Annotated in this window: 10 protein-coding genes and 1 pseudogene; 8 read left to right on the forward strand and 3 right to left on the reverse strand. The window is 47.8% G+C overall.

Annotated elements, in window-relative coordinates:
- Positions 1-300: 300 nt before the first annotated feature.
- Positions 301-627: pseudogene (locus AB4Y93_RS07775) on the reverse strand (glycosidase); the annotation flags it as partial.
- On the opposite strand from AB4Y93_RS07775, the gene AB4Y93_RS07780 reads away from it, so the two are divergent.
- The 7 genes from AB4Y93_RS07780 to AB4Y93_RS07810 all read left to right on the forward strand — a co-directional run bounded on the left by AB4Y93_RS07780 (position 593) and on the right by AB4Y93_RS07810 (position 9801).
- Complete coding sequence (locus tag AB4Y93_RS07780) at positions 593-841, forward strand: substrate-binding domain-containing protein (protein WP_441890627.1); 249 nt, start codon at positions 593-595, stop codon at positions 839-841. The pseudogene AB4Y93_RS07775 and the gene AB4Y93_RS07780 overlap by 35 nt on opposite strands.
- 216 nt (positions 842-1057) lie before the next feature.
- Positions 1058-1981 carry an ArsR/SmtB family transcription factor gene (locus tag AB4Y93_RS07785; RefSeq protein ID WP_441890629.1) on the forward strand — a complete coding sequence of 308 codons (924 nt, stop codon included), beginning with the start codon at positions 1058-1060 and terminating at the stop codon, positions 1979-1981.
- Positions 1982-2279: 298 nt separating this feature from the next.
- Entirely contained in the window at positions 2280-3692 is a 1413-nt protein-coding gene (locus AB4Y93_RS07790; RefSeq protein WP_441890632.1) for an ABC transporter substrate-binding protein, read from the forward strand.
- Between the two features lie 86 nt (positions 3693-3778).
- Entirely contained in the window at positions 3779-4672 is an 894-nt protein-coding gene (locus AB4Y93_RS07795) for a carbohydrate ABC transporter permease (RefSeq protein WP_441890634.1), read from the forward strand.
- Positions 4673-4686: 14 nt separating this feature from the next.
- Complete coding sequence (locus AB4Y93_RS07800; protein ID WP_167279411.1) at positions 4687-5526, forward strand: carbohydrate ABC transporter permease; 840 nt, start codon at positions 4687-4689, stop codon at positions 5524-5526.
- 4 nt (positions 5527-5530) lie between these two features.
- Positions 5531-7972: a glycoside hydrolase family 43 protein gene (locus tag AB4Y93_RS07805; RefSeq protein ID WP_441890636.1), complete on the forward strand. Its 2442-nt coding sequence runs from the start codon at positions 5531-5533 to the stop codon at positions 7970-7972.
- Between the two features lie 71 nt (positions 7973-8043).
- Positions 8044-9801 carry a glycoside hydrolase family 2 protein gene (locus tag AB4Y93_RS07810; RefSeq protein ID WP_441890638.1) on the forward strand — a complete coding sequence of 586 codons (1758 nt, stop codon included), beginning with the start codon at positions 8044-8046 and terminating at the stop codon, positions 9799-9801.
- A gap of 64 nt (positions 9802-9865) precedes the next feature.
- On the opposite strand, the gene AB4Y93_RS07815 is transcribed toward AB4Y93_RS07810, so the two are convergent.
- Positions 9866-11731 (reverse strand): LTA synthase family protein, encoded by a 1866-nt coding sequence (locus tag AB4Y93_RS07815; protein WP_441891589.1) that lies wholly within the window; start codon positions 11729-11731, stop codon positions 9866-9868.
- A 548-nt stretch (positions 11732-12279) separates the two neighbouring features.
- Here AB4Y93_RS07815 and AB4Y93_RS07820 point away from each other — a divergent pair.
- Positions 12280-13422 (forward strand): transglutaminase domain-containing protein, encoded by a 1143-nt coding sequence (locus AB4Y93_RS07820; protein ID WP_441890640.1) that lies wholly within the window; start codon positions 12280-12282, stop codon positions 13420-13422.
- A gap of 60 nt (positions 13423-13482) precedes the next feature.
- Here the strand turns inward: AB4Y93_RS07820 and AB4Y93_RS07825 are convergent, their stop codons facing one another.
- Positions 13483-14628: a virulence factor gene (locus AB4Y93_RS07825; protein WP_441890642.1), complete on the reverse strand. Its 1146-nt coding sequence runs from the start codon at positions 14626-14628 to the stop codon at positions 13483-13485.
- Between the last annotated feature and the right edge of the window lie 99 nt (positions 14629-14727).

A 14727-nucleotide genomic window follows, 5' to 3' on the forward strand; every position in this document is an offset into this window, starting at 1 on the left:
TGTCCCATAAGTCATAAAGATGACTTACGGGACAGCCCACTTTCTATGTCAGGCTTTTCACATTGGATTCTCTCCAGCAGGAGCAGGATCTAGCTAAAAAGATAAACAGCCATATTGGATTTCATCCAGTAGATTTCACGGTAAAAGGTTATATCATTCAAATAGAGCTAATTCTACTGTATTAAATCCAACGCCGCTTAATCTGTCGCTCATTTGCAATGAATTATACTGGATATAATCCAGCATAGCTCTATCCTGGCTAGTTGTTGAAGGCTTTAGCGGAGCAAATAAGTCATCCTTTACGTAAGTCAAGCTGTCCCAAATTTCCTTCACACTAAGCTCAGCGCAAGCCAAGGACGTATCGGCTACGCCATAATACATCTTCACGACATCGCCCTCGACTAATGCGCCGCAGGAGAACACAACGTCTCCAAAAAATCCGTTCTTCTCATAGTCGGTTTCTGGCTCCATGATTGGTTGATTGGAGCGGGCGATGACTTTAGACGGGTCATTCAGATCCAGCAGCAGAGCGCCCATGCAGTAGCGGTGATCCAGCGTTGCGCCGTGGTATAACTCGAGCCAGCCTTTTTCAGTGCGGAACGGTACAGCCCCGCCGCCCAAGATTCCGTCAGATATTTCTATTGTAAGCTTTGATAATGGACAGCTTTCCACACTAGCCACACCAAGAACAACAACAATGGGTGTAGACCTTGGGTTATTCGGGAAAACGGCTATCCGGCAGCTCTTCTGGCGGACGAAGCAGCCGGAAGCACCACATATGGAGCTGCTGCTGCCGACAACACTTATTGAACGTGAATCAACATCGGCCCCGCGTGCTTAACTTAATGAACGGATGTTTTCGTTCGTGCGAACATGCCGCGTTTGAATTGGCTGACACCCCAGGCCAAGAGAAACGCGGCTGATTTTATTTTGTCATCCAAAAAATCTGTAACAAAAAATAAATTATATTTTGTTACAATTAAACTGGACAAATCAGACTGATCGCGCTAATCTTATTGTAAGAAATTATCAGATAAGAGGAAGAAGGGACTTTGCGTTGTTAGAATTAACGATAGACGAGCCCGATCGTCTCGTAAAGGTCGCGCATGCTCTCAGTACACATACAAGAATCGGCATCATTAAGCTGCTGCTTGCCAAACCGAATTTGAACATTATCGAAATTGCCGAAGCGCTTAATATTCCGGTCTCCACAGCGGCGACCAATGTGAAAGTGCTGGAGGAAGCGGAGCTGATCTTAACCGAGCTGCAGCCGGCTTCACGCGGAGCGATGAAGGTTTGCAGCCGCAATTTCGATGATGTGCGCATGATACTTAATCCAATTGCCTTTTACCAGAATACGAGCAAAGCCGTTGAAGTCGAAATGCCGATTGGCCATTTCATCAACTTTGATATCTTTCCGACCTGCGGAATGGCCAATACGACAGGCATGCTGTTTACGGAGGACGATCCGGACAACTTCTATCATCCGGACAGCCGGACGGCAGAGATTATCTGGTTCCGCAAGGGCTGGATTGAATACCGGTTTCCGAAGAAGGTACCGGCAGGTGCAAGGGTGAAATCGATCGAATTCTCGCTCGAATTATGCTCGGAAGCACCGAACTATAATAATGACTGGCCTTCGGAGATTACGGTCTGGGTGAATGATGTAGAGGTAGGCTCCTGGATTTCGCCGGGCGATTTCGGAGATCACCGGGGCAAGCTGAACCCCCCATGGTGGAATGATTCAAGCACCCAGCATGGCCTGCTCAAGACATGGGCAGTGGACGAAAGCCGCAGTACGGTCGACAACGAAAAAAGCTCAATGACAACGCTCCGTGATCTGCATCTGGATCAGAAGCCGTATATCACTTTCCGGATAGGGCTGAAGCAGGATGCGAAACATCATGGTGGTATGAATTTGTTTGGCAAATCATTTGGCGATTATGCGCAGGGCATTATCATGCGAATGCAATACGAATAAATGGAATAGATTGTCCAATTGTTTCAGATGTTTTGTGGGAACACAGGCATCTGGAACTTTTTTGTTGAATGATACAGTTTTATTGAAAGAAAGCGTTGACATTGTGGCTTATCGATTGTATATTTTGTTTATAAACAAATAAGTTGTAATAAATTAAAAAATATGTCGGTTTAATCGAGCCTGATTTAAGGAACGCTAGCGGGGGCCGGTCAGACTGTACATACGGATCAGAACTTATCTGTTTAGGGGTTACGAGGAATCGTTCATCGTTCATTCATTATGAAGGGGGAAATAACAAATGGCGACATGGAAAAGCGGTAAGGTATGGATGGCCGCAATGCTTTGCCTCATTATCGTGCTGGCAGGCTGCAGTTCCAATAACGGTGGCAGCAAGGAAAACACGAACAACAGTAAAAACAACAGCAATGCCGGAGCAGAGCAGGAATCTTCGAACACGGGTGCAACAAACGCAGCTACAGATACCGGTGCTGATGCGAAGTCCAGTATCGAATTTATGGGCTGGGGCGGCGATACGGAGAAAGCTGTATTCCAAAAGCTGATCGATGCTTATATGAAGAAATACCCGAACAAAAAGGTGAAGTACACGGTCGTACCACCAGGCGAGTACTACCAAAAACTTGATACGTTGATCGCAGCGAAGAAAACACCGGATGTATTCTACGCAGGCGGCGCTAACTTCAACAAGTTGGTAAGCAGCGGTGTTCTGAAGAACCTGCAGACGATGCTTGATTCGAGCAGCTTGGTTGATCAAACGAATGTATGGCCGGCGGCGCTGGATCGTTACCGCTATGACGGCACTGCATCGGGTCAAGGCGACATTTACGGCTTGCCGAAGGACGTTGGTCCGTGGGCATTTGCTTACAACAAAGATTTGTTCGACAAAGCTGGTCTTCCTTATCCAAGTGCCAAAGCAGGCGAGTACACTTGGGATGATATGATTGCCGATGCGAAGAAACTGACAGTTGCTAATGAACGCGGTAAAATCGATACCTTTGGTGTTGCTGGTTACTCCACTGAATCTGCCGTATGGGCAAATGGCGGCGACTGGACAGACGGTAAAGGAACGATCACCATCGACACTCCTGAATTTGCACAAGCAATGCAATTTGTTGCTGACCTTAGCCTTGTTAATAAAGTAAGTCCTTCCCCGGATGACGAGAAGGCGCAAAATGGCTATGCACGTTTCGTAGCTGGCAAAATCGCGATGTTCCCAATGGGACCATGGGATCAGCCAGGCTTCTGGGATCTGCCATTCAACTGGGATATCGCAGCATGGCCAGCTAGCCCGAACACAGGTAAAACAGCAACATGGCTTGGATCACTTGGTTTTGTTGTATCGGACAAAACAGAGTTCCCAGATGATGCCTTCCGCCTTGCTGCATACCTCAGCCTTGATCAAGACTCGCAAAAACAAAACTATGAGCTTGGCCAAGCAGTACCAAACCTGATGGATATGGCAAAAGGCGAGTTCCTTCAAATGGACAAAAAACCAGAGAGCCGCCAAGTATTCCTTGATATTATCTCCGATTACGGCCGTCCTCCAATTGAGAACAGCTCGAAAAATACGAAATGGCTCGATACGTTCTGGCAGGATGCAAGCGTTGTCTGGAACGGCAAGCAGAGCGCAGCTGACTTTGTGAAAGCTGAGCAGCCAAAGCTTCAAAAGCTGTACGACGAAAGCAATAAGTAAAGCAGGTTGAACTTGCTGAGGCAGGGGGGCAAAGATGATCATTCATCGTCTTTGCCCCTCTCACCTTCGGCCAGGGAGGATTAATAATGAAGAATACAAAAGTCGGATACCGGCGCAAAGAAATCATCTGGTCTCTTATATTCGTTATGCCGCCCGTGCTCGGGTTTCTGATCTTTGGGCTGGCGCCGCTGCTCACCTCGTTTGGTCTCAGCTTTATGTCCTGGGATATGCTGACGCCTTCGAAGTTTGTTGGAGCGGATAATTTCAACTATATGTTTAATGACGAGAAGTTTTATAAGTCACTGTACAATACGTTCTTCCTGCTTCTTGGTATTCCGATTGGCATGGTCATTTCGATGATTCTTGCTATCATGATGAACCGCAAGCTTTCAGGGATCTCGATTTTCAGGACGATCTATTATATCCCTGTCATCTCACCTATTATTGCCGTTTCACTCTTGTGGCAGTGGATGCTGAACTATGATTACGGCTTGGTTAACGAGTTTATTTGGAAAATCTTTGGAACACAGGGGCCGAACTGGCTAGGCGATCCAAATTGGGTAAAACCATCCTTCATTATTATGGGATTATGGGGCGGTGTAGGCGGTACGATGGTGCTGTATCTGGCCGGTCTCCAGGGCATTTCTTCTACCTATTACGAGGCAGCAGAAGTTGACGGGGCTACCCGTTGGCATCAATTCAAGCATATTACGCTTCCACTTTTGTCGCCGATTCATTTCTACGTTGTTGTTATGGGTATTATCGGCACCTTCCAATCGTTTAGTCAGATGTACATACTGGCTGCTGATGGAGGTCCGGAATACAGCGGTGCGACAATTGTGTATTACATTTTCCAAGAAGCGTTCAAATATTTCAACATGGGTTATGCAAGCTCGGTAGCCTGGGTGCTTGGCATCCTTATATTTATCATTACTTTGGTACAATTCCGCTTGTCCAAGCGGTGGGTGTATCAGGATTAGGAGGCCCTTACGCAATGGCCAATCAACGCCGTCTTATAGATACAATTATTTTCGTGCTGCTGCTTGCGGGATCCGTTATTATGCTGGGCCCTCTTGCATGGACAGTATCGACTTCGCTTAAAACACAGAAGCATGTGTTTGATGTTCCGCCGCAATGGATTCCTAATCCGTCGACTTGGCTCAACTATAAGGATGTTTGGTCGAAGGCACCTCTCTTATATGGGTTTATGAACAGTGCCATCGTCGTTGTGTGCGTACTGACTGTCGGCTTGTTTGTAGCAGCAATGGCGGCATATGCGTTCTCCAAGTTTGAATTTCCATTCAAGGAATGGATCTTTATGGCTCTGCTTGGAACAATGATGATCCCGTACTCAGTCGTTATGATACCGCAGTATATCGGCTTTTCCGAGCTGGGCTGGGTCGATACGCTTGCCCCTCTGATCGTACCGGGCTTATTCGGTAATATCGTAACGATCTTCTTCTTCCGGCAGTTTATGCAGGGGGCTATCCCGAACGATCTGATTGATGCAGCAAAAATCGACGGATGCGGATATTTCCGTACCTTTACAACGGTTGCCCTGCCAATCGCCAAGCCCGCAATTGCCGCACAGGCAGCGCTTGGTTTTATGGGTATCTGGAATGACTTTATGGGTCCGCTTATTTACTTGCATACGCCAGAGCGTCAAACGATTCAGGTGCTTATCGCAAGCATGCAGTCCAACTACATCTCCACCTCAAACTACCCATCTCTGATGGCGGCATCCGTTGTTGCTCTTGTGCCGGTTGTTATCGTGTTCTTTATGGCACAGCGCTACTTTATTGAATCGATGGCAATCAGCGGCATTAAGGGGTAATCACATGAGCGCATCGCAAATGAAACGATCCTTGATCGGCATTGGCATCGCGGTTGTACTGGCGGCAGGAGGAGGGGGGATATGGATGATGACGCAGAAGCAGGATCAAGATCAAGTGAAGGCAAGAGAGATCGTAACAGTGGACCACTCCTATCAGAATCCAATGACACTCGACCAGGAATGGGAGGATTACGGTATTGGTGATCCTTATGTGCTCCGGTACAATGGCAAATATTATCTATACTGCAGCACCAAAGATTGGCGGGTTGGCATAAAAGCCTGGAGCTCCGATGACTTGGTTAATTGGAGCTACGAAGGGCTTGTAACGGAAGATCCGCTCACAGAAGGTGCGTATGCACCAGAGGTAGTCTATTGGAACGGTGCCTTCTATATGTACACCTCACCTGCGGGGAAAGGGCATTATGTACTGCGCAGCGACAGTCCGACAGGACCGTTCACTGTGGAGACCGAGAATCTCGGCCTGACCATCGACGGCTCCGTCTTCATCGATGATGATGCCAAATGGTATTTTACACATGCGGAATCCGGCGGGATTATGGCCAGCAGTATGAGTGACCCCTACACGATTGATGCGGGTGAAAAGCTGAATACTTCGCTTGGGCATTGGACGGAAGGCTCGATGATTATTAAGCGAAACGGTACTTATTTTATGACTTATACCGGCAATCATGTATTCTCCAAGGGTTACCGTGTGAACTACGCGGTGGGGCATGAGTCGCCGAACGGCCTTTATACGATACCTGACAATAATCCTATCATTATCTCAACAGACAAAGATTTTAACGGCCTCGGCCACAGCGCGACTGTACTTGGCCCTGATATGGATTCTTATTACATCGTTTATCACAATTTGGTAGGCAAGTCGGCCGAAGGGCCGCCAGTCAGAAAACTCAATATGGATCGGCTGACGTTCAACGGCGATAAAATGTCGGTGCTTGGTCCAACGCATGGCATGCCTACTCCGGCTCCAGCTCTTCCGGCATTTAGGGATCCACTTGGCGATATCCCGGATACAGAGCAGTGGGAATCGGTGACCGTTTCCGGAACAGATGCAGCTTGGTTGACTAAGATGACGACGGAAGACCGATTTACTGCGGAGTACAACGTAGTCTTGGACAACGGGCAGACTTCAAAGGCAGCTGGTGAATTAGAAACGATCTTCTCCTATACCGATGAAGACAATTACCGCAGTGTACGTATTGAACCGGCCAATCGTACGATTGCCTTGCAGGATTCGGCAGCAGATGAGGCGTTGCAGCAGACAACATTGCCTGAAGGCATGGACTTTGCCAAGCTGCATACGGTTCGGGTAGAAGCGGATCAGAACGGTACGAGAGTGTATTGGGATGGAATATTGCTCATCGACAATAAGCAATTGACCGCGAAGGCCGGACGGATCGGTTATGCCTGGAAAGACGGACTTACGCCGGTGCTTCATTACACAGCGTTCGCAAATGAAGCAGGCGGCAGCAGCGACAATAAAGCCATTAAGCAAGTGCCAGGTACGATGGAGGCTGTTCATGCCGCATCGATTGGTGAGGAAGGCATTACGATTCATCAAGAAGGAACACCAGACGGCAGCTATTCGGCTGAGCTCACTAGCACGGAGGCTGAGCTTTCTTTCCCGGTATATGTACGCGCGGATGGTGACTATACAATCGCTGCGATGGTATCGGATACTTCAGTCGGCTCGACGCTTGAAGTCGAGGCTGGTGGTGTGAAACGATCCTTCAAGCTGAAGGCAGAGGCATTCGTAACGGAGGATGATTCTTCGGAATGGATGAAGGTTCCGCTTGGTAAATTCTCATTAAAGCAAGGACTGCAGTGGCTGACCGTGACGAAGGGGAAAGGCAGCCCGAACATCCGGTTCATTGAAACGAGTGAAGCAGCTGTATCCGAAGGAAAGCAGAAGGTCAGCTTTGACCCGGATTCGACCTTTGGAGATTGGCAGGAAGACAACGGGACGACTGGACTAATGCTGGACGGTAATAATGCCATGATCTTCGGCGGAGATACCCACTGGACGGACATGGAGGTTGGCATCGACGTTACGCAGACCGACACAGCGGAAGGTGAAGCTTCGATCCTGCTGCGGACAACGATGGAATCTTCATTCCGTGATCAGGTAGCTGATTCTTTCATCGGTTATGAGCTGGCTCTGCGCAACGGCAGAATCATCCTGCGGAAAATCAGCTATGAAGTGAATCAGGAGCTGACTTCAGGTGTGCTTGAGCTGGAGAACGGCAAAGCCAGAGCACTTAGAATCAAGCTGGACGGCGCCAAGATCAGCGTGTATGACGGTAAGCAGAAGGAACCACTGCTGGAATGGACGGACCGGAATGCGTTTCTGCATGGCAGGGTAGGTCTAAGAACAAGCTCGTCAGGCTGGCTGTTCAGCAATATGACAGTAACAACTGATAACTGAATTTTTTTCATAAATAATTTCATAAATACAACGCAGCAATATAAAAGCGTGACAGGGAGCAGGGAAGCTGTATGACAACAAAAATGTATATCAAAAATTACCCCCGGCCGCAATTCGTTCGCGAGCAATGGGTTGATCTAAACGGGGAATGGAGTTTTGCCTTTGATGACGCGAATACAGGCGAGACTCATTTGCCCGCTGCATTCACTGGTGATTTGAAAATCAATGTACCTTTTACTTACGAAACGCAGGCTAGCGGGATTGGTGACGAAAGTCATCACCCTTATGTGTGGTACAACCGTACCTTAGAAATTCCGGCAGATGTGGAAGGCTCAAGCGTGCTGCTGCATTTCCAGGCCGTTGACTACATCGCGAAAATATGGATTAACGATTCCTACGTTGGCTCCCATCAAGGCGGCTATGCGGCATTTTCCTTTGATATTACGCCGTATATCACAGTTGGAGAAGCGAACCAGCTCACGGTAAAAGTAGAAGACAGCATGGATGCTACACAGCCACGAGGCAAGCAGCGCTGGGTGAAGGATAACTTTGAATGCTTCTATGTACAGACAACGGGAATCTGGCAGTCGGTATGGATGGAATTTGTAGCGCCTGTCCGTGTGGATTCTGTTAAGATGACACCGGATATTGATGCTCGTACGGTTCGTTTTGAATATCAGGTAGAAGGTGATCTTTCGCAATCTGATATTCGACTTGAGACGATCATCAGCCTGAAGGGCAAGCCAGTAAAGCGGATGAGCCTAAGCATCGACCGCCCTTGGCTGCAGTTGGATGCCGATCTTGTTCATGAAATGAACGGACCTTGGATGCATAGCCACTGGTCGCCGCAGCATCCGAATTTGTACGATGTTGAATTTATATTGTACAAGGATGACACCAAGCTGGACCATGTCTATTCGTACTTTGGCATGAGAAAGATTTCGATCGATAAAGGACGTATTTTGCTTAATAATGCGCCTTTGTATCAGCGTCTTATTCTGGACCAGGGTTATTGGCCGGAAAGCCATCTGACGCCTCCATCGGAGGAAGCGCTGATTGAGGATATTGATCTAATTATGGCGATGGGCTACAACGGTGTCCGTAAGCATATGAAGGTAGAAGATGCACGGTTCCTGTATTGGTGCGACGTTAAAGGCCTGCTTGTCTGGTCGGAGATGGCTGCGACCTTTGAATTTAATGACAACGCCGTTCATAAGTTCACCAATGAGTGGATGGAGGTTGTGCGTCAGCAGTACAATCATCCCTCCATCATCACTTGGGTACCGTTTAATGAATCCTGGGGTGTCATGAATATTAAGAAGGATAAGAGGCAGCAAAAGTTTACCGAAGCTATTTATCATCTGACCAAAAGCTTTGATCCATACCGTCCGGTTATTACGAATGACGGCTGGGAGCATACCGTTTCGGATATTCTAACGCTCCATGATTATGTGGAGACCGGGGAAGAATTCGAGAAGCGGTACAGCAACAAGGATGAAATCTTGAACAATGAACGCTCGTTCAACCATTGGAAGTATGCTTTTGCAGAAGGTTATGAGTATAAGGGACAGCCGGTTATCGTCAGCGAGTTCGGCGGTATCGCCTTCCAGACAGAAGCAGGCTGGGGATATGGCAATCAAGTCGCCTCAGATGATGCATTCCTGAACCGGTTCCGTAATATCCATCAGGCGATTAAGGACCAGGATTACATCGTAGGCTATTGCTATACCCAAGTAACCGATGTTCAGCAGGAGGTTAACGGTCTCTTGACTGCAGATCGCAAACCAAAAATCCCGCTCGAGAAAATCCGGGAAGTTAATATGATGTAGTTTGATACAAAAACCAAAAGGCCTTGCAGGTACAATACCCGCAAGGCCTTTTTTTGTTTAACTATTATTTGCTTGATGCAACCTGCTTACCTTCGTCCTGCGATTTAACTACTTTCTTATCCCATTCCGGAAGTGAAGCGACATATTCGTCAGACATACTGATCAGTCTGTGTGCTCTCGTATAAGTGTCCTCTGTATCCTGCGGAGTTGTTACAGGGCCGCCTGCTAGTGGATAAGTGATTCCATCCGCATAGCCGGAGCCTGGTACAAATGCGCCTAGATCCGAGATAAACGAACCGGAAGGCAGATAATAACGTTGAGGCAAGATGTTGCTTGTATGGTTCAGCAGATCCTGTCCGAAGTGGACTTGATCCTTAATGGAAACGCCCATCAGGTTAGATACGGTCGGGAAGATATCCGATTGTCCGCCGACTTGATTTAACACTTGATGCTGCTCATTAGGTATAGACATAATAAGCGGAATGTTCATCATATCGGGCAGTGTATAATCACGGCCGTAGATTTCTTTCATCAGCTTTTTCTCATCGTTGTTGAGCGAGTAGATTGGCAAGCCTTGATGATCGCCGTACAAGACGATAACGCTGTTATCCCATACTCCGTTTTTCTTCAGCTCGTCAATAAATTGGCCAAGCGCGTAGTCAGCGTAGTTTTGGGATTCGATATAATCGCCAACAAGTGTATCTTTATAACGTTCCGGCAGCTCCATTTTATATTTGCTTTCAGGAATACGGAATGGATGATGGCCGGACATCGAGATGAGCTGCACATAGAACGGCTGACCGGTTTGCTGCATACGAGCGAGCTCATCGGCTGATTTGGCATAAAGCACTTCATCAGAAGGGCCAAAAGCAACAGGATCTTCTTTGCCAAAGAAGGTGTCATCATAATATTTGTCCCAGCCGATCGCCTTATACAGCTGATCGCGATTCCAGAACATAATATTATTTGTATGGAAGGATGCAGTCTGATAGCCGTTAGCGGAGAAAGCCTTCGGCATGCTTGGCAGTTCTTTATCCGCATAGACCTCAGAGGCAGCTCCATTCGGCGGAACATAAAGCGATGTATTCACGACGAACTCGGCATCTGCCGTATTGCCTTGGCCAACCTGCTGGAAGAAATGCGGGAAGTAGAAATGGTCAGCAGCCAGCTTATTCATATTCGGCGTAATTTCCTTGCCGTCGATTTTCAGGTTGATCAAGAAATTTTGAAAGGCCTCAAGCTGAATGATAATCACATTTTTCCCTTTGGCAGCTTCCCAATAGGCAGGTTGTGCGGGCTGGGCGCTTCCTTTTTCCTGCTCGACCATCGCTGGTGTTACTTCTTCCACATTGATCGGCAAGTCTTTAGAAGGAGCGAAGGTCGCATAAATCTCGTAGTTCAGGATCCCCATGTTTTTCGCTTGCTGGAACTCATTCATATCTTGGCGGTAAGGAATAATAGCTGTTGCGCAGGCTGCAACCGCCAGCACTTGTCCAGCGACGAACCAGGTTCGTCTTCCTTTGACTGACAAGGTGCGGCTCCATGCACGGAAACGTTTTTTGCTGGCAAACAGGATGAACAAAGCGACAATATCGGCGAAGATAAACAGGAAATACGGATCCATCAGTGAGAATACGCTGCTGTTTACTTCCCCTACCTGATTGACTTGACGCAGTTCATGATAAGTTACAATAACGCCAAAATACTTGTAGTACATAATAACGGCAAAATAAATAGCAGTTAGAATGAGGTCACTTATTAAATAGGTCATGAATTTCTTCCGATAAGCGAAGGACTCGATTAAACAGAAAATAAATCCAATAGATGAAATGCCGGTGAGCAGCATTTTGATAATATCTCCGGTCCCGCCATCAAATACGATGATCCAGACGATAAGCATTTTTAAAATCATGATGATGGAAAAGACCATAAACGGCTTATTAAGAAGCGCCTTCCATCCTGTCTCGTTACTCAAAACCAATCGTCTCCCTTTTCCTTAATATAATAACTAAGGGTAAGCTTTATAACATAAACGGCTGCATCCGTTATGTATCGTAAGCAGCACGCAACTTGCTTCTTAATATAGATAGCTTTGTTCATTTTCTAACTTACATACATCGCAACAGACGAAAAAGTGCTGCGGGGTGTTTGATGGTAAAGCATCAACCTCCGAGCACGGTGTAGAAAATCTTTAATATGACAAATGAATTCAGCTAGTATTTATTCCTTTACTACTATAATTCATTGCTATAATGAAAAGCAAGATGACGAAAAGCCACTCCAGCAATTACATTGGAAGGCTATATTATTCTATCAATTATTTAACAACGAAATCTTATCTTGCCATCGTTCAAATTAGCGTTATGATGAAGGTAGATATAACATTTATATAAATTTTAGGTACTGCTGTGTTTAACACAAACGGGAATCGCATAAAATGGAGTAATACACTAATATTCCCGCAAACGGGAGGTACCTATGCGAAAAACAGGTTGGAAAATTACGGCAGTAGCAGCGCTTCTAGCTGCTTCCATTGGTTTGAACATGAAATCCGATCTGTTCTCTGTATTTGCGTCAGCCTCAGGAAGAGGCGGCACGATTGATCAGCTGGAAGAGGAGCTGGCATCGCAATTTCAAAGCAGATCCGAACATTTTACACTTCAATATAAAGGAGACAAGCACAAGCTTTCTGACGGCTTGCAAAATACGATAAATTTGGCGCTGGCACAGGATGATTACACAGCGTACATTCTTGACTCCTATTTGTATACAATCCGCAGCTGGGGGAATCTGTCGACGATTAAGCTCGAAGCCAGATATCGCGAGACAACGGAGCAAACGGCCATTGTTGACGAGATGGTGAAGAAAGCACTCGCGCAGATCATTACCCCGCAAATGAATGAGCATCAGAAAGTTAAAGCCATTCATGACTGGATCATCGAAAAACTGCAGTATGATGAAACGCTGAAGCATTACACCGCCTATGATGCTTTAACGACGGGAACAGCTGTATGTCAAGGTTATTCACTACTGGCTTACAAAATGCTAAAAGCTGTCGGAATTCCGGTCCTGATTGCAGAAGGCAAAGTGAAAACAGGTGACCACGCTTGGAATATGGTGCAGTTGAATGGTAATTGGTATCATCTGGATCTAACATGGGATGATCCTATTGTGAAACAGGCTGGTACAGAGACGCAGGTCGAATCCCATATCAGCTACAATTATTATTTGAAGACAGATGATGAAATGCATGTTGATCATCAATGGGTGAAAACTTATCCAACGGCGAATCATTCGTATAGTGAAGAGCTGAATAAGCTTAAGAGCACAGACAGCGCTAAAGCCGCGGTGTATGAGAAGCTCAAAACCGGAATTGGTCTTCAATGGACGGAGCCTGAGCATACGGTAGCAAGCCTTGTTGAGCTCGAACAAGACATCCGTGAGGCGGTAATGGAGCAGCAGACAGGTATGCATTTCCGCTATCTCCATGGCTCACAGCTGGCCGCTGATCTGACGGCTGCCTTCAAGGCAGCGCATGTATCGGTACGATACTCGGCTCGTTATGAGCCATACAGCAATGACGGCTCGATGCTTGTGCAGGTTCAGTTGGATTATCAATAGTTAGAAAAGAGCCTTATCCCCAGCATGTTTGCTTTGGGATAAGGCTCTTTTTCGTTAAGCTTATTGCTGCTCGCGGTTCCGGGCTGCGGTCATTTGCTGCCAGACCGATCCAGCAGCTTCCTCGCCGCGTTCAATGCGCTCCAGCGCAATCTGCGCTTGAAGCTGAATCTCGAATTCGGCGTCCTTCGCCGCCTTGCGCAGAGCCTCCACGGCGCTTTCATCGCCGGCTTCGTACAAGAAGCGTGCGGCGCGCCAACGGACAAGCTTGTTTGGATCACGAAGTGCTTCAATCATCGGGCCGGTAGCAGCCGGGTCGCCCCAGTCGGACAGCGTGTCTCCTGCTGTACGGCGCACAGATACGGATTTGTCACGCAGCGCTTCGAACAAATATGGCATCGCCTCTGGTGTGCGAAGATCGCCAAGGTAGACGACAGCTAGTCGGCGGATCGACATATTCTCGTCATGCAGTGCTCTTGCAATCAGCGGCAGCAGCTCTGGCTCCGGCGACATCCGCTCAAGCGCGGCGTAGCGGATTTGCCATTCCGGCGACTCCAGCCTCGCTGAGATTTCCTCTGCGGACAGTGGCGCCGGTCTTGCTGGAGCAGCTGCTTCTTCGCCAGGACCTTGCGCCTGAGCCGCTGCTATCAATTCCTGCAGCCGCTCAGGCGTGTAAGCTGCTTCGAGCTCTTTGACGATCTCGGCAGCGATCTCTTCCAGCTCGCCATAACGGACACCAAACTCCTCGAGCTTCCGTTCTCGGATCATGGATGCGCCAGCCGCTTCTGTTACAGCGTCGGTGAACTTCTGCGGCAGCGCGGAGCGTGCTTCACGCTCGCCTGTCTTCACGCGCACCTGCATCGGGATTCCCCGATACATTTGCACGAGCACATGCGCCTCGCCGTAGCTCTCGGCGGCAAGAGCGGCTCCTCCTGCGGTGTCGCCGTCAGCCCCGCCGAGCAGAAGGGCTCTTGCATCGGCGAGAATACGCGCCCAGTCCGCATTCGATACGCGGTCGAGGGCAATGAAATCAGCTGTGCGGAAGATGCTGCGCACGCCATCTATGGCAAGAAGTGAGCGGAGCGGCTCAGGGGCGGACTCCGCTTCTTTTTTCGTAAAGGACTGTCTAACACCACGCGGCAGCGACTCGTCCATATTCAGCTTCATGGAATTTGGACTTGGTGTTGGCTCTATAGAAATAAGTTTCATCTTAATTATGCCCTCCTGTTCACTAACTCGATATTATAATCATAGTGTACATGAAAAAAACCGCTTGTGCGAATAGGCCTAATCAGAAAGTAGTCAGCC

Source organism: Paenibacillus sp. YAF4_2, assembly GCF_052113225.1.
Lineage (GTDB): Bacteria > Bacillota > Bacilli > Paenibacillales > Paenibacillaceae > Pristimantibacillus.